We start from the raw sequence: 18054 nt of genomic DNA, 5'->3' as shown, positions 1-18054 counted from the left end.
CATGCCGCGCGGCGTCAAGAAAGCCCATCTGCCGGAAAAGCCCTGCGCCCAGTGCAGCCGGCCGTTCACCTGGCGGAAGAAATGGGAAAAGGTGTGGGACGAAGTGCGGTTCTGCTCGGATCGCTGCCGGGCCGCAGCGCGCCGCAGCCGCGAAACCGGCAACCGAATGGCCAGGCCATGAGCCGCCTCGTCCTGCTGCTCGGTGACCAGCTCAGCCGGTCGATCAGCGCGCTGGAGGGGTTCGACCCTGCACGTGACCGCATTCTCATGGCGGAGGTGGCCAGCGAGGCCACCTATGTGCGCCATCACAAGCAGAAGCTGGTGATGGTCTTCGCGGCCATGCGGCATTTCGCCGAAAGCCTCCGCGCCGAGGGGCTGGCGGTCGAGTATTGGCGGATCGAGGATCCGGGCAATCCCGGCTCGCTCGATGCCGCGCTGCGGCTGGCCGTCGATTGGCACCGGCCCGAGGCGGTGATCCTCACCGAGCCTGGCGAATGGCGCGTGCTGGAGATGATGCGCGACTGGGCGGAAACGCTCGGCCCGCCGGTGGAGATCCGCCCGGATACGCGCTTTTTTGCACGGATCGAGGATTTCGCGCGCTGGGCGGAGGGGCGGAAGACCTACCGGATGGAGTTCTTCTACCGCGAGATGCGCCGCAAGACAGGGTTGCTGATGGAGGGCGAGCAGCCGGTCGGCGGGCAATGGAATTTCGATGCGGAGAACCGGAAATCCCTGCCGGCCGGCCATCACCTGCCCGAACGCCTGCGCTTCCCGCCCGACGCCCTGACGCGCGAGGTCATGGCCGTGGTGGAGGCCCGGTTCGGCGGGCATTTCGGCAGCCTTGACGGGTTTGGCTGGCCGGTGACGCGCGATCAGGCGCTGGAGGCGCTCGACCATTTCATTGCCGATGCGCTGCCCTGGTTCGGCGATTACCAGGATGCGATGAAGCGGGGCGAGGATTTCGTCCATCACGCCCTGCTGGCGCCGGCGCTCAATATGGGCCTGCTCCTTCCGGAGGAGATCTGCCGGGCGGCCGAACGGGCCTGGTTCGAGGGGCGCGCGCCGCTCAATGCGGTGGAGGGGTTCATCCGCCAGATCCTTGGCTGGCGGGAATATGTGCGCGGTCTCTACTGGCTGGAAATGCCGGGCTATGCGGAAACCAATGCACTCGCGGCGCATCGTCCGCTGCCGGATTTCTACTGGACCGGCAGGACCGACCTTCGCTGCCTTGCCGAGGTGGTGCAGGCGACGGCGCGCAACGCCTATGCCCATCATATCCAGCGGCTGATGGTGACGGGCAATTTCGCCTTGCTTGCGGGCATCGCGCCGAAAGCGGTCGAGGAATGGTACCTGCTGGTCTATGCCGATGCCTATGAATGGGTGGAATTGCCCAATACGCATGGCATGGCGCTTTTCGCCGATGGCGGGCTGCTGGCCTCGAAGCCCTATGCCGCTTCGGGCGCCTATATCGACCGGATGAGCGATTATTGCACGGGCTGCCACTACGACCCTGGGGTCAAGAGCGGTCCGAAGGCCTGCCCGTTCAATTATCTCTACTGGAATTTCCTGATCGCCAACGAAAAGCGCCTTTCCGGCAACCCGCGCATGGCTATGCCCTACCGGACATTGGCGAAAATGGCGCCGGCGCGAAAGGCGGAGATCGTGGCCGAGGCGAACGCCTTTCTCGACAGCCTGCCGGCGGCTCAATAGGCGAAGACGAGGCCGAACGCCGCGTAGGGGCGCGGCTTTTCCCGGCTGTCGAACAGGGCGCCAGCCGACAGGGTGAGGCTGGCCCGGCCGAGCCGCAGGCCCGAGGCATGGGCGCCGAGGCGCAGGTGGCGATAGGGATCGCGGTAGGTCAGAGGGCCGAGCCGCCAGCGTTCCCCGGCCGAGGCAAGACATTCCGGCCCAAGGGCAAGGCTGCTCGCGCCCAGCGAGAAGCTGATCCGCGCGATGGCCGTCACGCCCTCCCGCGCGCGATCGGCCTCGAGGGCGAGCTGGATGAAGCGCAACCCGGCCGGCCCGCCTTCCGGCCAGTCGTGCCAGAGCTGCATCGCCGCGACGAGCCCGAGCCGTTCCGCCCGGCCTGTCAGCGTGGTGGCGAGTGAATCCAGCCCGATCCGCGAAAGGCCAGCCTGCACGGTCAGCTGGAGATCGGCATGCCGCCACGTTCGTCCGACGACCATCCGCTGCTGGAGCAGCCGGGGCTCTGCGCCGGCATTGCCGCCGCTCAGCCGGACAAGGCTGCCGAAGGCAAGGAACCATCCGGAGCGGTCAAGGGCGCCCGACAGGCTGTGCCGCAGCTCCGTTGCGGCTGCGACATAGCGGCTGTCACTGCCCAGGGCGAGGGCCAGCCGCGTGCGGGCGGGCTCCGGGCGGAACCAGAGATCCCCGGCTCGCCCGAAGCCGCGGGAGAGGAAGGCGAGCCCGAGCGCCCGCGAAAGCCCGGCAAAACGTGGATCCGGCGGCTGCGGTTCGCCTTCCGGCGCGCCACGCTGACCCCTGACGCTGCGTGGATCCGGAACGTACGAATGCAGGCTGACGGGGAGGGCGAGTGTGAGCAGGAAGCTTCCGGCAAGGGCGACGGCAAGGCGCGGGATCCCGAACATGAGCGCAGCTCCGGGGTGGAGGAATGCGTTAGGAATAAACACCTATGTTTGTCTGGCTACCAAGGAGCGGTTGAATCCGGGAGGACCCGCGCCCGTCGCCGGCTCCGCCGGGGCGGGGCCTTTCCTTTCCCGTCCAATCGCCGTATGAGCGGACGAGGTTCTTCCCTTGCGTGGTGACGTCCGTATGAAGCCGCTCTCGGCCCGCATTTCCGATGTGCTCGCCGAGACGGTCCGGGGCAAGGGCGAGGCCGATGATCCGACGCCCATGCTGGGCGATCTCGTCGCACTGCTCGGCAAGCGCTCCTTCGGCATCGTGCTGGTGCTTTTCGGCCTGCCGAACCTGCTGCCCTTGCCGGGCCTGCCCATCCTCTGCGGCGTGATCGTCGGCGTTGTCGCGCTGCAGATGCTGCGCGGACATGATGCGCTCGTCCTGCCGCGCTGGCTGGCGCAAAGACGGGTGAAGCGGCGCGACCTCCAGAACGTGCTGGAAAAATCGGAGCCGACCTTGCGCTGGTTCGAGCGTGTGATGCGGCCCCGACTGCTCGCCCTGACCGATGTCCAGGCGCAGCGGGCGATCGGCGCGCTCGTTATGATGATGGCTTTGTGCCTGATGTCGCCGATCCCCTTCATCGGCGGGATTCCGCCGGGGATCGCGGTGATCCTTGTCGGCCTTGCGATGGTGGAGCGGGATGGCGTCGTGATGCTGGTCGCGGCGTTTGCGGCGGTGATCGCGCTGATCTTCACCGTCTCGCTGACCTATCTCATCCTGTGGAAGTTCTTCGTGCTGCTGCCGAGGCTGCTCGGCTTCGGCTGATCAGGCCGCATTCGGCGCGTTGCGAGCGCTATCCTCGGCCCGCTCGGCAGCCAGCAATTCGTCGATGGTCTCGGCGGGCACCGGCCGGGAGAACAGGAAGCCCTGCAGGTAATGGCAGCCCACGGCTTGCAGGAAGCGGCGCTGCTCCTCGGTCTCGACGCCTTCGGCCGTTACTTCCAGCCCCAGCGCGCGGCCGAGATGCACGACGGAATGAACGAGGATCGCGCTTTCGCCGGTGGCTTCCATCGAGTCGAGGAAGGACTTGTCGATCTTGATCTTGTCGAAGGCAAAGCGCCGCAGATAGATCAGCGAGGAATATCCGGTGCCGAAATCATCAAGCGCCAGCTTCACGCCGATCGCGCGCAGCTCCATCATCGCGGCTTCGGCCTGATCGGCATCCTCGACGAGCACGCTTTCGGTCAGCTCGATTTCGAGGCGCCCGGTCTCGAGATTGGTCTCGCGCATGATGCGGTGGACATCCTGCACGAAATTCGCCTGCCGGAACTGCAAGGCCGAGACATTGATGCCGACGCGCAGGCCCGGCCAGCGGGCGGCATCCTGGCAGGCGCGGCGCATCACCCATTCGCCAAGGGCCACGATCAGCCCGCGTTCCTCGGCGGCGGCGATGAAGACTCCGGGCGCGATCAGGCCATGCGTCGGGTGCCGCCAACGGACCAGTGCCTCGACACTGGCGATCCGCGCCGTGTCGGCATGGACCTGCGGCTGGTAGGCGAGGGTCAGCTCATCATTCTCGATGGCGCGAAGCAATTCGTCATCGACCAGTTTGCGGATCCGCTCGGCCTCGGTCATCCGGTGCTCATAGAGGGCGAAGCGGTTGCGGCCCTCGTTCTTCGCCCGGTAGAGCGCCGTGTCGGCAGCCCGCAGGATCGTTGCCACATCGGTGCCGTCATCGGGCGAGATCGAGATGCCCACCGTGACGCCGACGCGCATCTGGGCGCCATCCATCGTGAAGGGCCTGTTGGTCGCATCGATGATGGCCTGGGCAAGTCGGCTCGGCTCGAGATGCGAGTGGATGCCCGTCTGCAGGATGGCGAATTCGTCGCCGCCCAGCCGGGCGATGAGGTCTGTCTGCTTGAGCAGCGGCTTCACGCGGGTGCCGAAATCGACGATCACCTTGTCGCCGGCCGCATGGCCGTAGGTGTCGTTGACATCCTTGAACTTGTCGAGGTCGAGCAGCAGCACCGCGATATTGGTGTCACGATTGACCAGATCCTCGATGTTTTCGGCGAGCCGCTCGCAGAAGACGGCGCGGTTTGGCAGGCCGGAAAGCGGGTCATGCCGGGCCTCGTGGCTGGCCTTCGCCTCGCGCTTGAGGATGGCTGCGGTGGAAGCCTGCATCCGCTTGATCAGGAAAATCGAGACGATGCCGATCGCGATCGAGGCAAACAGGCCGTAGAATGCCAGATCGGCGAGGGTGTCGGCCGCGAAGCGGCTCGGATTCCAGACAATGGAGAGCTGCTCGCTGCCGCCGAGGCTGGGAATGGCGTAGCTGGTTTCCGCATTCGTCGTCCCTGGGATCGCGCGAAGGTTCGGAATGGCGAGCATGCTCGAGAGGCGGCGGAAGCCATTCGCCCCGATGGCCCGCGTGGCGATCAACACATGGTTGCGGCCGATCGGTACCGCCGCGAGATTGATCACATTGACGCCATCCTGGACGATCCGCGCCTCGCGGCCGATCCCCAGGGTCGTGGCGTCGAGCCCGCGCAGGCGGCTGCCGTCGATGAACTGCCGGATGAAGGAGCGGCGCTGGTCGAAACTCTCGGAATCACCGGCCTCTGCGATGACTTCACCCTCCATCCGGTTGATCAGGATGGCGAAATCCGTCGCCTGGCGCCGGTTGAGCCCGGCGAGGATGCGTTCCGCCTGCTCGCGCTGGCGCTGGATCTGGAACAATTCCCCCAGGGCCTCGTCCCGCGAGACCCCGGTCAGCAGCCGCTCGGCTTCGAAGCTCAGGGTCTGGGCAACCTGGCGGCGCTCGCGGTCAAGCTCGTATTCGTGCTGGCGATCAGCTGCGCGGTTGGCGACAAGCACCATCGAGCCCATGACGCAAAGGACAAGGAGGAAAATCGGCACGATGGAAAGAGAGGCTCCCTGTCCCTTCTGGGCTCGGGGCGGCACAATTTTCATTCAAGGAACTCAACGCAACAACAGCTTTACTCGTCGGCGCGAGGATGCGCGAAGAAAGTGAATAGGAGGTTTCCCGCCCGGCTTTTTGCTGGAATTGCCCGGAAACCTGAAGCGTGTTCGCGCCGTTTCCGGCCGGCCGCCGCAGCATCACAGCAGCCCGAGCGCCCGGAAACTGACATGGCCATTGCGCCCGACGATCAGGTGATCATGCACGGAAATGCCGAGCGGGGTGGCGAGGGCAACGATCTCGCGCGTCATCTCGATATCGGCCCGGGAGGGGGTCGGATCGCCCGAGGGGTGGTTGTGCACCAGGATGATGGCCGAGGCATTGAGCTGGAGCGCGCGGCGGATGATCTCGCGCGGATAGACGGGGGTATGGTCCACCGTGCCGCGCTGCATCACTTCGTCGCCCATCAGGCCGTTCTTCTTGTCGAGGAAGAGCAGGCGGAATTCCTCCCGCTCGGCGAAGGCCATCGCGGTCCTGCAGTAATCGACGACGCCGGCATAGGAAGCGAGGACCGGGCGCTGGCGGATATCGCCATGGGCCACGCGGCGGGCCGCCTGCTCGATCAGCTTGAGGTCATGGACGATCGAGGGGCCGACGCCCTTCGTTTCCTGCAGGAGATCCGCCGGCGCTGCCACCACCTCGGCGAAGGATCCGAACCGCGCGATCAGCTCCTTGGCGATGCCCTTGACATCCCCCCGCGCGATTGACCGGAACAGGATCATTTCCAGCAATTCATAATCGGGGACGATGTCGCGGTTCTGCGCAAACCGCTCGCGCAGGCGCTGGCGATGGCCGTGATAATGCGGCACCTCGCCCATTCCCGGCCCGCGAGGGCCCGGCTTGCGGGTGTTCATAGGATGGCGGGAAGCGGCGCGCCGGGACGATCCGGAAAATCGAGGCCCTTCGGCGAGCGGGTGAAAATCTCGACGCCCGTCTCCGTGACGCCGATCGTGTGCTCGAACTGTGCCGAGAGCGAGCGATCCCGCGTGACGGCGGTCCAGCCATCGGAGAGGATCTTCACGTGCGGCCGACCGAGATTGATCATCGGCTCGATGGTGAAGAGCATGCCCGGCTTCAGGACAACGCCCTCGCCGGCACGGCCGTAATGCAGGATGTTCGGCTCGTCATGGAAGAGCTGGCCAAGCCCATGGCCGCAGAAATCCCTGACGACCGAGCAGCGCTCGGCTTCGGCGAAACTCTGGATCGCTGCCCCGATATGGCCGGTCGTGTTGCCGGGCCGGACGGCAGCCATGCCGCGCTCGAGGCATTCATGGGTGATCTCGAGCAGCCGCATTGCACGGCGGGGCACCTCGCCCACGCCATACATGCGGCTGGAATCACCGTGCCAGCCATCGACGATCAGCGTGACATCGATATTGACGATATCGCCGTCCCGCAGGGGTTTGTCGGTCGGGATGCCGTGACAAACGACATGGTTGATCGAGGTGCAGCAGGATCGCGGATAGCCATGATAATAAAGTGTGGCCGGGAAGGCGCCGTTATCCATCGCGAATTCGAAGACGGCACGGTCGATCGCGTCGGTCGTCACGCCCGGCTTGACCCTGTCGACGAGCATATCGAGTGCTTCCGCCGTCAGCCGGCCGGCCTTGCGCATCGCGGCGAAAGCTTCCGCCCCGTGCAGCTTGATCGTGCCCGGTTGCCGGCGGACCGGCTCTTCGGCGACATGCAGGTTCATGCGTCTGGTGTTCCCGGATGGCGCCCCTTCCGGAGCGAGAGGCGAGGGGCGAGATGTAGCGGGACTCGCCCGCTGATCCAAGAGGGCAGGAGTTGTGAAAACGAAATCCGGCGCCAGACCCTCGCGTCAGGGTGGCAATGCACTTTCGGCTCTCGCTTTTTTGCGGAAGGCTCGCTAAGGACGGCCATCATGACAGAAAGCATCCCTTCCGAGACCGGGCCATCGGAATTCGGCACCTTCGCCGCACGGGGCCTCGTGGCCACGCTTCTGAACTGGACCCGCAAGATGCCGGCGACCTGGCTCGGCAAGCGCCTCGGCTTCCTGCTCAGGCGCATCGCGATCTCGCGGCTCAACGGGCGGCCGGTCGATGCGGAATCCCTCGGCGCGCGGTTCCGCCTCTACCCCTACAACAATGTCTGCGAGAAGCGGATCCTGTTCGCCCCGCGCGATTTCGACGAGGCCGAGCGCAACCTGCTGGTCTCGCGGCTGCATCCGGATTTCGTGTTCCTCGATATCGGGGCGAATATCGGCGGCTATGCGCTGGCGGTGGCGGCCAAGGCCGGGCCGCGCGCCCGCATTCTCGCGATGGAGCCGCAGCCGGATGTCTTCGAGCGGCTGGTCTATAATATCCGCGCCAACCCGTTCGGGACCGTCAAGGCGCTGGCGGTGGCCGTAGCGGACCGCGATGGCGAGATCACCCTGTTCCTCGATCCGCGCAACAAGGGCGAGGCCAGCGTCAAGATCGTCAGCGCCGACCATGCCCGGCAGGTCCGGGTCGCGGCGCGCACCTTGTTCGGCATCGTGCAGGATGAGGGTTTCGGCCATATCGATGCGGTGAAGCTCGATGTCGAGGGCGCCGAGGACATGATCCTCAAGCAGTTCTTCGGCGAGGCCCCGGCCTCGCTCTGGCCGAAGCTGATCATCGTCGAGCGCGGCGAGGACCGCTGGAGCTTCGACCTCCTGGCCTATCTCGCCGAGCGCGGCTACGCCCCGATCGGCGGCACGCGCAACAACCACCTGCTGGAGCTGAAGGCATGAGCGATCCCGTCACGGCCGCCCTGTTGGTCATCGGCGACGAGATCCTCTCCGGCCGGACCAAGGACAAGAATATCGGCTATATCTCCGAATATCTCACCACGATCGGGATCGACCTCCGCGAGGTGCGCGTGGTGCCGGATGTCGAGGCAGAGATCGTCACCGCGATCCAGGCGCTGAAGAGCCGCTACACCTATCTCTTCACGACGGGGGGCATCGGCCCGACGCATGATGACATCACCGCCGATTGCGTGGCCAAGGCCTGCGGCGTGACGATCGATATCGACCCCCGGGCCGTGGCGATTCTGCGCGAGCGCTATGCCGAAGCCGACCTCAACGAGGCCCGCCTGCGCATGGCCCGCATTCCCGCCGGCGCCGACCTGATCGAGAACCCGATCTCCAAGGCGCCGGGGTTCCGGATCGGCAATGTCATCGTCATGGCCGGCGTGCCCTCGATCATGCAGGCCATGCTCGACAATGTCGCGCCCACTCTGAAGACCGGCGTCAAGATGCAGGTCATCACGCTCGATGCTGGCGGGTTGCCGGAGGGCCTCTACGGCACCGCGCTCGGCGAGATTGCCAAGGTGCATCCGGGGGTGAGCATCGGCTCCTACCCGTCCTTCAGTCAGGGCAATTTCCGCAACCAGATCGTCCTGCGCGCCCGCGATGCTGCGATCCTTGCCGCCGCCGAAGCCGATGTGCTGGCGTTGCTGGCGCGGCTGCGCTCCGATTCCGTGCCGATCTAGGACTCCGCCGAAAAGCCGCCGCCCAACCAAGAACCAGATCAGGGGAGGATCCCATGCAGCAACCCGCACCCAAGGCCCTGCCGGCCAAGGCCTTCCCGGTTTCCTGGGACCAGTTCCACCGCGATGCCCGGGCGCTGGCCTGGCGCCTTGCGGGCTCCGGCCCGTTCGAGTCGATCGTCTGCATCACGCGGGGCGGGCTGGTGCCGGCGGCGATCGTGGCGCGCGAGCTGGAGATCCGGATGATCGAGACGGTCTGTATCGCCTCGTATCACAGCTATACCGAGCAGGGCGGCCTGCAGGTGATCAAGGGCATCGACAGCGTTGTTTCCGGCACCGATGGCGGCAAGGGCGTGCTGGTCATCGATGATCTGGTCGATACCGGCAAGACCGCGCGCGTCGTTCGGGACATGCTGCCGAAGGCGCATGTCGCCACCGTCTATGCCAAGCCGCAGGGGCGGCCGCTGGTCGATACCTTCGTGACCGAAGTGAGCCAGGATACCTGGATCTATTTCCCCTGGGATATGGGCTACGCCTTCCTGCCGCCGATTGCTGACGGCGCCAGCGGCTGAGTGGACAAGCGCCGGCGCGGCCTGCATGATCCTCGAAAAATCGAGGGGGAACCATGCTGGATCGGGCCATCCTTGCCGAAGGGCAGGGGAAAGATGCGCGCTTCGAGCGCTTCCGTTCGTTGCCGCAGGCCTTGCTCGCCGCCCGGCGGAAGGTCGGCGGGGCTGCCGAGGCGCTCGAGGATCCGGAACGCCAGCCGCTCAGCTTCGACCGCCTTGTTCTCGGGGCGCTGGTCCTCGGGCGCCAACTCTCGCCCTTCGCGCCCCGGGGCGGGCGGATCGGGGTGCTGCTGCCCAATGTCAACGGCATGGTGGTGACGCTGTTCGGCCTGTGGTTCGAGGGCCGCGTGCCGGTGATGCTCAACTTCACGGCCGGGCTGAAGAACCTGCGTTCCGCCTGCCGGACTGCCGAACTGAAGACCATCGTTACCTCGCGCCGTTTTGTTGACACGGCCAAGCTCGACGAGCTTGTCGCCGGGCTGGGCGAGCAATGCCGGATCGTCTATCTCGAGGATATCCGCAAGGGAATCGGCCTCGTTGCCAAGATCGGCGGGCTGATCCGCAGCCGCTTGGCCGGCCTTGCGGCGCGTTCCTGCACGAACGGGCCGGATGATCCGGCGGTGATCCTCTTCACCTCGGGTTCCGAGGGCGAGCCCAAGGGCGTCGTGCTCTCGCATGCGAACCTGATCGCCAATGCCCAGCAGATCGCCGCCTATGGCGCGGATTTCCTGACCCGCGAGGTGGTGTTCAACCCGCTGCCGGCCTTCCATTCCTTCGGGCTGACGGCAGGCACGCTGTTCGGGCTGCTTTCGGGTTACAAGATCGTGCTCTACCCCTCGCCGCTGCATTTCAAGCAGGTGCCGCGGCTGGTCGGCGAGACGCGCTCGACCTTGCTTTTCGGCACGGACACCTTCCTGCTCGGCTACATCCGCGCGGCTGATCCCGGCGATCTCGAAGGGCTGCGCCTCATCGTTTCCGGTGCCGAGAAGGTGAAGGACGAGACCCGCCGGCTCTGGTCACACCTGCCGGCCGCCATTGTCGAGGGCTATGGCTGCACGGAATGCTCGCCGGTGATTGCCTGCAACCATCCGCGCAACAACCTGCCCGGCTCTGTCGGCCCGGCGCTGCCGGGCATCCAGTGGCGGCTCGAGAGGGTCGAGGGGATCGAGGAAGGCGGGCGGCTGCATGTGCGCGGTGGCAATGTCATGCTCGGCTACATGCTGCCCTCGGAGCCGGGCCGGCTGCAGCCGCGCCATTCGGACTGGCATGATACCGGGGATATCGTGGCGATCGGCCCATCAAACGAGATCATCATCCGCGGCCGGGCCAAGCGCTTCGCCAAGATCGGCGGGGAGATGGTGTCGCTGGCTGCCATCGAGGCGCAGGCTGCCGCGCTCTGGCCGGATGCGACCCATGTCGCCGTGACGCTGCCGGATGCCAAGAAGGGCGAGCAGATCGTGCTGGTCACCGACCGGCCCGATGCCGAGCGCGCGGCTTTGCTGGCGCATGGCCGGAAGGAGGGGATCAGCGAGCTTTTCATCCCGCGCGCGATCCTTGTCGTCAGCGCGGTGCCGGTGCTTGGCTCCGGCAAGGTGGATTATGTGGGAACCGCCGAACTCGCGCGGACCATGCGGGCGATGATCTGAGGCCGATGCCGGCCGAGAGGAGATTGCCTCGAGGAATTGTCGCTAGGGATTGCCTTGCGGATGCAGCCGGCTCGACTATACCGGGCGCGATGCGGACGTGGCGAAACCGGTAGACGCAAGAGACTTAAAATCTCTCGGCCGCAAGGCCGTGCGGGTTCGAGCCCCGCCGTCCGCACCAGCAGCAAAGCGTTCAGCGCCTCTGGCCTGCGACCTTCGACGGTTCGATGCGGTGAATGACCACGCCGACTTCACCGTCGCCGCGCCGCTTGATCTCGACGAACTCGCGGAAATGCCGCCGCGGAATCGACAGCCAGAATTTCGGCGGAAGTGTCCGGGCGTTGAGGACCTTGAGCCGGATGCCGGTTTCCGAAATGTCGTGCGCTTCCGCCATGATCGGTGGCGACGAAGGATCAGTGTAGATCTCGGCCCGGAGGTAGCAGAGATTGCGTGGCTCGCGTCGATTGTTGAACATGGCAGCTCCCTTCTGGGTCGTGGACAGCGCGTTCTTCTGGCGCTGAAAGAATCGTTTCTCCGGGGCATGCCGGCGGGGAGGCTCCTGATCCCCCGTCATGCCCGTGCCAAGACGCTAGGCGGCGGGCCGTTAATACTTCATGGAATTGCGATGGTTGCCGGAACAAATGCGCGCCGCGGCGGCCGGATTCGACGATATTGCCTTAAATTTCGTGAATCCGAATGCAGAGGCTATTTTCCGGGCGACACGCCGCGGACACGCTCGCGGTGGAACAGGTAGATGCCGGACATGATCACGATGCTGGCGCCAGCAAGAGTCCAGAGATCGGGCACGTCGCCGAAGATGAAATAGCCGAGGCCGATCATCCAGATGATCTGGGTGTAAAGGAACGGCGAGAGCGTGGCGGCCGAGGCATGGCGATGCGCGAGGATCAGCAGCCAGTGGCCCAGCGCGCCCCAGAAGCCGACCAGTACCATCAGCGCCCATGTCAAGGAATCGGCCGGCATGCGCCAGATGAAGGGGATGATCGGCGTCAGCACGACCACGCCGGCAATGGCGGAATAGAACATCGTGGTTTCGGAGGAATCATGCGCCGCCAGCACGCGCGTGATCATCGAATAGGCGGCATAGGCACCGACGCCGAGGAACGAGAAGATCGCCGCCCAGTGGATGCCCCCGGCGCCGGGCCGGGTGATCAGCAGGACGCCGATAAAGCCGACGCCGATTGCAATCAGGCGGCGCGGCCCGGGCCATTCGCCGAGGAGCGGGCCGGACAGCAGCGCGACCAGCAGGGGCTGGAGGAAAAGGATCGTCGTGGTTTCCGCCAACTGCAGATATTGCAGGGCAATGAAGTTCAGCACGGTCGAGATCAGCAGCGTGGCCGAGCGGATGGCCTGCAGCATCGGGCGGCTGGTCCGCATCAGCCCGGGCCTTGACCAGGGGTTGAGGAAGACCGAGACGATCAGGAAGCTGGAGAGGTAGCGGGCCCAGGTGGTCTCGACGACGCCGATCCGGGGCGAGAGCCATTTTGCCGTCGCATCCAGCGCCGAGAAGCAGGCGAAGGCGAGGAAAATCAGCAGTATGGCCTTCATCCGGTTCTTGCGTTCCCGGATCTGCTCCGCCGTTTGCCCCGGCCCGCCGGTTTCCTGCTCCATGTCAGGCTCCCGGAACGCGGGCATCGTGCCGGTAGATCCAGCCGAAGCGCTCCAGCGGGGCATCACCCGGGAGGACGGAGAGGGCGGTATCCCGAAGGCGGGCCTGCAGGCCGGTGGCGTGATAGAGCCGACCCTGGCTCCGCGCCGCTTTCTGGATGCGCGCCGTGCGCGGAATGCGCAGCCGGTCATAGCGCAGAAGCGCGGCGGCGAGGGCGGCCGGGTCAGCGCCGACCCCGGCGATCAGCGAGCCGAGGCATGCCGCATCCTCGATGGCCTGGCTGGCCCCTTGCGCGAGGAAAGGCATCATCGGATGGGCGGCATCGCCGAGCAATGTCATCCGGGCGCGCGACCAGCGCGTTTCCGGCGCGCGGTCAACCAGCGCCCAGCGCTTCCAGCTTTCGGCGGCGGCGATCAGGCTGCGGGCGCGGGCATGCCAGCCGGCGAAGCGCGAGGCCAGCACATCCGGGGAGCCGGGCGCTGACCAGCCTTCCTCGCGCCAGTCATCCTCGATGATGGCGACGACGTTGATCTCGTGGCCGCCGCGGACCGGGTAGTGGACGAGATGGGCATTCGCACCGAGCCAGAGATGGATATCCGGCTCGCGGGCGAAAAGCGGGGCCTCCTCGCGCGGGATCAGCGTCCGCCAGGCGGTCTTGCCCGAATAGCGCGAGGGCGAGGGCAGGCCGCAGAGCTTCCGCGCGCGGGACCAGAGTCCGTCAGCGCCGACCAGGAGATCCGCGCCGATCCGGAGGGGGGTGCCGTCGGCGGCTACGAAATCGGCCTCGATGACCTCCGGCCGTTCGTGGATCTCCTGCAGGGCAAGGCCCAGTTTCAGGGTGATGGCCACATGCGCCTCGACCTTGTCGAGCAGCGCGCGCTGGAGGTCTGCCCGGTGGGCGACGAGGAAAGGCGCGCCGAATTTCGCGAGGATGCGATGGCCGAACCGGGCATGGGTCAGGATACGGTCGTCCGATGCGCGGTGCACGAGGATGCCGTTCGGCTCCACAGCGATGTCATCCAGCGCGCCGAGCACGCCGATCCCGGCCAGAAGGCGGGCGGCATTCGGGGAAATCTGCAGCCCTGCCCCTGCTTCCTGCAAGGCGGGTTCGCGGTCAACCAGCGTGACGCGCCAGCCGGCACGGGCCGCGAAAAGCGCAGCCGACAGCCCGCCAATGCCGGCGCCGGCGATCAGGACATGCGGTTTGGCCTCAAGCGCGTCGGGCCGTTCTCGATCCTCGGGCATCGGAAAGGGCTCAGGCGGCGTCCGGTTCCTGCCAGCCGGCATCTGGCGGCGCGCAGGTGCCGGCCTTCAGGGCCGCATCGAAACGATAGAGTGTCGAGCAATAGGGGCAGATGATCTCGCTGTCCGAGCCCATATCGAGATAGACATGCGGGTGATCGAAGGGCGGCAGCGCGCCGATGCACATGAATTCCCGTGCGCCAACCCGGATTTCCCGGAGGCCGGCGGAATTCTGGAAATGTGGCACCGACTTCTCGGCCATGGCGCGTCTCTCCTGATGGCATTGGCTCCCCTGTGAATAGCGGGATTGAACGGTCCGGCCAAGCTAAACTTCCGGTCATCCCGCGCGTTGCGCCCGGTTGCACCCACCCGCAAAGGCGGCTAGGCGAAGGGCATGCTGCATCATTTCCATTCCGACGGGCTGCGGCTCGCCTATCGCGATGAACCGGCCGCGGATGGCCACAACATGCCTGTGCTTCTGGTGCACGGCTTCGCTTCGTCCATCGAGGTGAACTGGAATTTCCCGGGCTGGTTCAAGACCTATGGCGATGCCGGCTACCGCGTGATCGCGATCGAGAATCGCGGCCATGGCGCTTCCGAGAAGCCGACCGAGCCGGCAGCCTACCATACTGACAGGATGGCCGGCGATGCGCTGGCCCTGCTCGACCATCTCGGGATCGAGCGCGCCTTCCTGCAGGGGTATTCGATGGGGGCACGGATCTCCGCCTTCGTCGCGCTCCGGGCGCCGGAGCGGCTGCGTGGCCTCGCGCTTGGCGGGCTGGGAATCCATCTTGTCGACGGTGTCGGCCTGCCGCTCGGGATCGCCGAGGCGCTGGAGCGCCCGGACCCGGAGGCGATCACCGATCCGACGCAGAAGATGTTCCGCACCTTTGCCGACCGGAACCGCCAGGATCTGGCAGCGCTGGCCGCCTGTATCCGTGGGTCGCGCCAGGCGCTGACGCCGGACGAGGCGGGCCGGATCACCACGCCGGCGATCGTCTGTGTCGGGACCAATGATCCGATTGCCGGTGCGCCGGAGCCGCTCGTCGCGCTCATGCCCGCGGCGGAGGCCTTTGCCATCGAGGGGCGTGACCATAATCTTGCGGTGGGCGACCGCGCGCACCGGCAGGCGGTGCTCGGGTTCTTCGAGCGGATCCGCGCGGGCTGAACGGCCTCAAGCAATCGTGTTAACGCCGCCGGCGCCGGGCAGTCGATTTTTCCCGCGGGGATGATACATTCATGGGCAACACAGCGGAAAGGACCTGAAAATGGTCAAGGCCATCGCCGAGAGGGTGCAGTCCCTCGCCCAACTCGACCCGGTCTGGGCGCAGCTCCGCCAGGAGGCGGAAACCGTGCGCACCGGTGAACCCTCGCTTGCCGGCCTCGTGCTGGCGACGATCCTGCAGCAGCGCTCGCTCGAGGCCGCCGTTGCGCATCGCATCGCCGAACGGCTCGACCATACCGATCTTTCCGCCAGCCTGATCCGACAGGCCTTCGCTGAATTCGTCGAGGCCCAGCCGGCTTTCCGGGAAAGCCTGCGCGCCGATATCATGGCGGTGCTCGACCGCGATCCGGCCTGCGAGCGGGTGATCGAGCCCGTGCTCTATTTCAAGGGATTCCATGCGATCGAAACGCATCGTCTCGCCCATTGGCTCTGGACCAACGGAAGGCGGGATTTCGCGCTCTACCTGCAGAGCCGCGCCTCGGCCGTGTTCCAGACGGATATCCACCCGGCCGTGCCAATGGGCAAGGGTGTCTTCCTTGACCATGCCACGGGCCTCGTGGTCGGCGCGACGGCGGTGATCGAGGATGATGTCTCGATCCTCCAGGGCGTGACGCTCGGCGGGACCGGCAAGGAGCATGGCGACCGGCATCCGAAGATCCGGCGCGGCGTGCTGATCGGGGCCGGCGCGAAGATCCTCGGCAATATCGAGATCGGCCATTGCGCCCGCGTGGCGGCCGGCTCGGTCGTGCTGCAGGCGGTTCCGAGCTGCAAGACCGTGGCCGGCGTGCCGGCGCGCGTGGTCGGCGAGGCGGGCTGCGCCGAGCCGTCGCGTTCGATGGACCAGGTGATCGACAGCGGCATTTGAGCGCGTAACCGGGGAAGGCGCAGCCAGTCTGTGTTTTTCCGGTTGTCCTCGTCCCGGCAAGATGGCAAGTCCCGCACGGATGGCCGCCGCGATTCCGGATCGGCTGTCATAGCGTGATGAGAGGGGGGGGACAATCATGGACAAGGCGGATCTCCAGAAGGTGGAAACCTATCTGCGGCGGACCTTTGCAAATGCGGCGATCCGGGTTGTCGCCCGTCCCAAGAAGAAGGATTCAGCCGAGGTCTATATCGGCGACGAGTTCATCGGCGTGGTGTCCGAGGATAACGAGGACGGCGACAAGTCGTATTTCTTCGAAATGGCCATTCTCGATACCGATCTCGAGTAACCCCTTCGCAAGGGTGACCCATCCATGGGCGATTTCTTCAGCAAGCTGATCCGCGGAATCGTGCAGGAACTGGTGAAGGTGGCAGCGGCCTTCGGGCTCGGCACCGCCGCCGGCGCGGCAATCTGCCTTTATTACGGTGTGCCGCTGATTTTCTCGTTGCTGGGCGGGATCGTGCTGGTTGCGCTGATGCTGGTCTTCATCGCCGGAGTTGAGTGAGCGCGCGTCCCGCCAGAACGGCTCTGGTCTTGCGGGACCGGCAGGTTTTCCACCAGCAGGCTCGCTTCCTGAAGGATCCGCCGCCATTCCGGCAGATGGCGGGCGTTGAAACGCAGTTCTGCATCCAGATCTCCAACGCGGATCCGGGTCAGGCAGGGTTCCATCTCGCGATGCGCGTCAAGGGGGCACAGCGCGACGAAGGGCCTGCGCCCGCCGACGCCGAGATAGAGTTCCCGGTCCTCGTAGGGCGTGCCCTGGCGGAAGCGCCGCATGACAAGACCGCCGGGATTCGACCAGGTCTCCCGCGCGAGGAACCGGGCATAGACTGTGTGGAACAATTCTGCCGCGACTGGCTCGCCGCGGGATGCCGTGAGGATCAGCGTCAGCCGCTCCGGAATCGGGCGAAACGGGTCCTCCGCCGAGGGCTGGGGCAGGGGCTCGAAATCCTGGATCCCGACGGCGAGATCGAGCCGGTCGAGCCAGCCTCCGGCGAACTGGACCTTCTCACGGATCAGCGCCTGCGGCACGGCCAACGTGATCCGGCCCAGTTCCACCCGGGCGGTGCCCAGCTGAGGCGCATGGCCGGGGCCGGCCCGCATCAGCAGGGCAGCATTGGCGCCAAGGGCGATTCCGAACAGGGCCAAAGCGAGGATCAGGCGGTTCATGCCCGTATGGAAGCCAGATCATGGTTAATCCGCCCTTAAGGCCCGATTCCGCTCGCGCCGGGAACGTGCCGGAACGGGACGGGGGTGGATCGGGCCTCATTGGGCACAAGATCAGGCAGGCTTGCGCCGAAGCGCTGTGAAATCAGCGCTGTAACGTGTCGTTAGCGTTAACCAAAGGTTACGAAACCGGTTTTCCTGATCCGATCTGGCGCAGTACATCGCAGCATGAGGTTTGCAACGCCTCTCGCAAACACAGGTTGCGGAGTTCAGCGTCATGTCGGCTCACCAAATCGATTCCTTTCTCGCCCTCGGCCTCGGCTTTGCCTTTGCCGGGTTGATCGCCTCGGTCTACAGCGCGTGGCGGCACCAGCCCGTCAGCTTCAGCCTGCTCCTGGCGGGCGGGACAGGCTCGCTCGCCGCCTTGCCGCTTCTGGCCGCAGCCGGGCCGGCCATCATCATGCGGAACACGCTCCGGGGCCGCAAATACGAGCGTCGTCCGATCCATTTCGTGGCGATGTCGACGATCATCGCCTCGTTCTGGTCCATCGCGATCGGTTTCCAGTTGCTGAAGCTTATGCAAGGCTGAGGCAACGACAGGAGAATC

21 protein-coding genes and 1 tRNA gene are annotated in these 18054 nt (G+C 65.9%); 13 read left to right on the top strand and 9 right to left on the bottom strand.

The window, feature by feature from the left end; all coding sequences use genetic code 11:
• The first annotated feature begins 1 nt into the window (after position 1).
• Together P0652_RS03200 and P0652_RS03195 are read left to right on the top strand one after the other, a co-directional pair.
• On the top strand, positions 2–181 hold the full coding sequence (locus tag P0652_RS03200) for a DUF2256 domain-containing protein (RefSeq protein WP_284177301.1): 180 nt from the start codon (positions 2–4) through the stop codon (positions 179–181).
• Positions 178–1710 carry a cryptochrome/photolyase family protein gene (locus P0652_RS03195; protein ID WP_284177300.1) on the top strand — a complete coding sequence of 511 codons (1533 nt, stop codon included), beginning with the start codon at positions 178–180 and terminating at the stop codon, positions 1708–1710. Before P0652_RS03200 ends, P0652_RS03195 begins: the two co-directional genes overlap by 4 nt.
• On the opposite strand, the gene P0652_RS03190 is transcribed toward P0652_RS03195, so the two are convergent.
• Positions 1704–2609: a hypothetical protein gene (locus P0652_RS03190; protein ID WP_284177299.1), complete on the bottom strand. Its 906-nt coding sequence runs from the start codon at positions 2607–2609 to the stop codon at positions 1704–1706. The genes P0652_RS03195 and P0652_RS03190 overlap by 7 nt on opposite strands.
• Before the next feature lie 166 nt (positions 2610–2775).
• Between P0652_RS03190 and P0652_RS03185 the strand changes: the two genes are divergently transcribed.
• Positions 2776–3423 (top strand): exopolysaccharide biosynthesis protein, encoded by a 648-nt coding sequence (locus P0652_RS03185; protein WP_284177298.1) that lies wholly within the window; start codon positions 2776–2778, stop codon positions 3421–3423.
• Here the strand turns inward: P0652_RS03185 and P0652_RS03180 are convergent, their stop codons facing one another.
• The 3 genes from P0652_RS03180 to map all read right to left on the bottom strand — a co-directional run bounded on the left by P0652_RS03180 (position 3424) and on the right by map (position 7274).
• Entirely contained in the window at positions 3424–5517 is a 2094-nt protein-coding gene (locus P0652_RS03180) for a putative bifunctional diguanylate cyclase/phosphodiesterase (RefSeq protein WP_284177297.1), read from the bottom strand.
• A gap of 201 nt (positions 5518–5718) precedes the next feature.
• Complete coding sequence (gene radC, locus P0652_RS03175; RefSeq protein WP_284177296.1) at positions 5719–6396, bottom strand: RadC family protein; 678 nt, start codon at positions 6394–6396, stop codon at positions 5719–5721.
• A 32-nt stretch (positions 6397–6428) separates the two neighbouring features.
• A complete protein-coding gene (gene map / locus P0652_RS03170; RefSeq protein WP_284177295.1) occupies positions 6429–7274 on the bottom strand; it encodes a type I methionyl aminopeptidase in 846 nt (281 codons plus the stop codon).
• A gap of 189 nt (positions 7275–7463) precedes the next feature.
• Here map and P0652_RS03165 point away from each other — a divergent pair, with 189 nt between their 5' ends.
• From P0652_RS03165 to P0652_RS03145, 5 genes are all read left to right on the top strand, one after another.
• Positions 7464–8312: an FkbM family methyltransferase gene (locus P0652_RS03165; RefSeq protein ID WP_284177294.1), complete on the top strand. Its 849-nt coding sequence runs from the start codon at positions 7464–7466 to the stop codon at positions 8310–8312.
• On the top strand, positions 8309–9055 hold the full coding sequence (locus P0652_RS03160; protein ID WP_284177293.1) for a competence/damage-inducible protein A: 747 nt from the start codon (positions 8309–8311) through the stop codon (positions 9053–9055). Before P0652_RS03165 ends, P0652_RS03160 begins: the two co-directional genes overlap by 4 nt.
• A gap of 53 nt (positions 9056–9108) precedes the next feature.
• The gene (gene gpt / locus P0652_RS03155) at positions 9109–9624 is read left to right on the top strand and encodes a xanthine phosphoribosyltransferase (RefSeq protein ID WP_284177292.1); all 516 of its coding nucleotides are present in this window, start codon (positions 9109–9111) and stop codon (positions 9622–9624) included.
• 53 nt (positions 9625–9677) lie between these two features.
• A complete protein-coding gene (locus tag P0652_RS03150; protein WP_284177291.1) occupies positions 9678–11267 on the top strand; it encodes an AMP-binding protein in 1590 nt (529 codons plus the stop codon).
• Positions 11268–11358: 91 nt separating this feature from the next.
• Positions 11359–11445: transfer RNA gene (locus tag P0652_RS03145), tRNA-Leu, on the top strand.
• A 12-nt stretch (positions 11446–11457) separates the two neighbouring features.
• Here P0652_RS03145 and P0652_RS03140 read toward each other — a convergent pair.
• The 4 genes from P0652_RS03140 to P0652_RS03125 form a co-directional block, all read right to left on the bottom strand.
• Positions 11458–11739, bottom strand: coding sequence for a hypothetical protein (locus P0652_RS03140; protein ID WP_284177290.1), 282 nt, complete (start codon positions 11737–11739; stop codon positions 11458–11460).
• A 230-nt stretch (positions 11740–11969) separates the two neighbouring features.
• Positions 11970–12893, bottom strand: a complete 924-nt coding sequence (locus P0652_RS03135) for a DMT family transporter (protein WP_284177289.1) — start codon at positions 12891–12893, stop codon at positions 11970–11972.
• A gap of 1 nt (position 12894) precedes the next feature.
• Positions 12895–14136, bottom strand: a complete 1242-nt coding sequence (locus P0652_RS03130) for an FAD-dependent monooxygenase (RefSeq protein WP_284177288.1) — start codon at positions 14134–14136, stop codon at positions 12895–12897.
• A gap of 10 nt (positions 14137–14146) precedes the next feature.
• Complete coding sequence (locus P0652_RS03125) at positions 14147–14395, bottom strand: zinc-finger domain-containing protein (RefSeq protein ID WP_284177287.1); 249 nt, start codon at positions 14393–14395, stop codon at positions 14147–14149.
• Positions 14396–14527: 132 nt separating this feature from the next.
• Here P0652_RS03125 and P0652_RS03120 point away from each other — a divergent pair, with 132 nt between their 5' ends.
• The 4 genes from P0652_RS03120 (at position 14528) to P0652_RS03105 (ending at position 16785) form a co-directional block, all read left to right on the top strand.
• The gene (locus tag P0652_RS03120; protein WP_284177286.1) at positions 14528–15301 is read left to right on the top strand and encodes an alpha/beta fold hydrolase; all 774 of its coding nucleotides are present in this window, start codon (positions 14528–14530) and stop codon (positions 15299–15301) included.
• Positions 15302–15401: 100 nt separating this feature from the next.
• Entirely contained in the window at positions 15402–16223 is an 822-nt protein-coding gene (cysE, locus tag P0652_RS03115; RefSeq protein ID WP_284177285.1) for a serine O-acetyltransferase, read from the top strand.
• A 136-nt stretch (positions 16224–16359) separates the two neighbouring features.
• Positions 16360–16569 (top strand): DUF3126 family protein, encoded by a 210-nt coding sequence (locus P0652_RS03110; RefSeq protein WP_284177284.1) that lies wholly within the window; start codon positions 16360–16362, stop codon positions 16567–16569.
• A gap of 24 nt (positions 16570–16593) precedes the next feature.
• A complete protein-coding gene (locus P0652_RS03105; RefSeq protein WP_284177283.1) occupies positions 16594–16785 on the top strand; it encodes a hypothetical protein in 192 nt (63 codons plus the stop codon).
• On the opposite strand, the gene P0652_RS03100 is transcribed toward P0652_RS03105, so the two are convergent.
• Positions 16701–17450, bottom strand: a complete 750-nt coding sequence (locus tag P0652_RS03100; protein ID WP_284177282.1) for a hypothetical protein — start codon at positions 17448–17450, stop codon at positions 16701–16703. The two genes, P0652_RS03105 and P0652_RS03100, sit on opposite strands and share 85 nt — an antisense overlap.
• 274 nt (positions 17451–17724) lie before the next feature.
• On the opposite strand from P0652_RS03100, the gene P0652_RS03095 reads away from it, so the two are divergent.
• The gene (locus P0652_RS03095; RefSeq protein WP_284177281.1) at positions 17725–18036 is read left to right on the top strand and encodes a DUF6949 family protein; all 312 of its coding nucleotides are present in this window, start codon (positions 17725–17727) and stop codon (positions 18034–18036) included.
• Positions 18037–18054: the final 18 nt, after the last annotated feature.

It is taken from the genome of Rhabdaerophilum sp. SD176 (assembly GCF_030143245.1).
In the GTDB taxonomy this organism is placed as follows: Bacteria; Pseudomonadota; Alphaproteobacteria; order Rhizobiales; family Beijerinckiaceae; genus Rhabdaerophilum.
Note: the sequence above shows the minus strand (reverse complement) of the source record. Positions and strands in the feature narration are given on the sequence as shown.

Excerpts from the sequence above, each read along its gene's own strand:
- P0652_RS03200 (WP_284177301.1), top strand. The coding sequence starts at position 2 with ATGCCGCGCGGCGTCAAGAAAGCCCATCTGCCGGAAAAGCCCTGCGCC.
- P0652_RS03195 (WP_284177300.1), top strand. The coding sequence starts at position 178 with ATGAGCCGCCTCGTCCTGCTGCTCGGTGACCAGCTCAGCCGGTCGATC.
- P0652_RS03190 (WP_284177299.1), bottom strand. The coding sequence starts at position 2,609 with ATGTTCGGGATCCCGCGCCTTGCCGTCGCCCTTGCCGGAAGCTTCCTG.
- radC (WP_284177296.1), bottom strand. The coding sequence starts at position 6,396 with ATGGGCGAGGTGCCGCATTATCACGGCCATCGCCAGCGCCTGCGCGAG.
- map (WP_284177295.1), bottom strand. The coding sequence starts at position 7,274 with ATGAACCTGCATGTCGCCGAAGAGCCGGTCCGCCGGCAACCGGGCACG.
- P0652_RS03165 (WP_284177294.1), top strand. The coding sequence starts at position 7,464 with ATGACAGAAAGCATCCCTTCCGAGACCGGGCCATCGGAATTCGGCACC.
- P0652_RS03160 (WP_284177293.1), top strand. The coding sequence starts at position 8,309 with ATGAGCGATCCCGTCACGGCCGCCCTGTTGGTCATCGGCGACGAGATC.
- gpt (WP_284177292.1), top strand. The coding sequence starts at position 9,109 with ATGCAGCAACCCGCACCCAAGGCCCTGCCGGCCAAGGCCTTCCCGGTT.
- P0652_RS03150 (WP_284177291.1), top strand. The coding sequence starts at position 9,678 with ATGCTGGATCGGGCCATCCTTGCCGAAGGGCAGGGGAAAGATGCGCGC.
- P0652_RS03140 (WP_284177290.1), bottom strand. The coding sequence starts at position 11,739 with ATGTTCAACAATCGACGCGAGCCACGCAATCTCTGCTACCTCCGGGCC.
- P0652_RS03135 (WP_284177289.1), bottom strand. The coding sequence starts at position 12,893 with ATGGAGCAGGAAACCGGCGGGCCGGGGCAAACGGCGGAGCAGATCCGG.
- P0652_RS03130 (WP_284177288.1), bottom strand. The coding sequence starts at position 14,136 with ATGCCCGAGGATCGAGAACGGCCCGACGCGCTTGAGGCCAAACCGCAT.
- P0652_RS03125 (WP_284177287.1), bottom strand. The coding sequence starts at position 14,395 with ATGGCCGAGAAGTCGGTGCCACATTTCCAGAATTCCGCCGGCCTCCGG.
- P0652_RS03120 (WP_284177286.1), top strand. The coding sequence starts at position 14,528 with ATGCTGCATCATTTCCATTCCGACGGGCTGCGGCTCGCCTATCGCGAT.
- cysE (WP_284177285.1), top strand. The coding sequence starts at position 15,402 with ATGGTCAAGGCCATCGCCGAGAGGGTGCAGTCCCTCGCCCAACTCGAC.
- P0652_RS03110 (WP_284177284.1), top strand. The coding sequence starts at position 16,360 with ATGGACAAGGCGGATCTCCAGAAGGTGGAAACCTATCTGCGGCGGACC.
- P0652_RS03105 (WP_284177283.1), top strand. The coding sequence starts at position 16,594 with ATGGGCGATTTCTTCAGCAAGCTGATCCGCGGAATCGTGCAGGAACTG.
- P0652_RS03100 (WP_284177282.1), bottom strand. The coding sequence starts at position 17,450 with ATGAACCGCCTGATCCTCGCTTTGGCCCTGTTCGGAATCGCCCTTGGC.
- P0652_RS03095 (WP_284177281.1), top strand. The coding sequence starts at position 17,725 with ATGTCGGCTCACCAAATCGATTCCTTTCTCGCCCTCGGCCTCGGCTTT.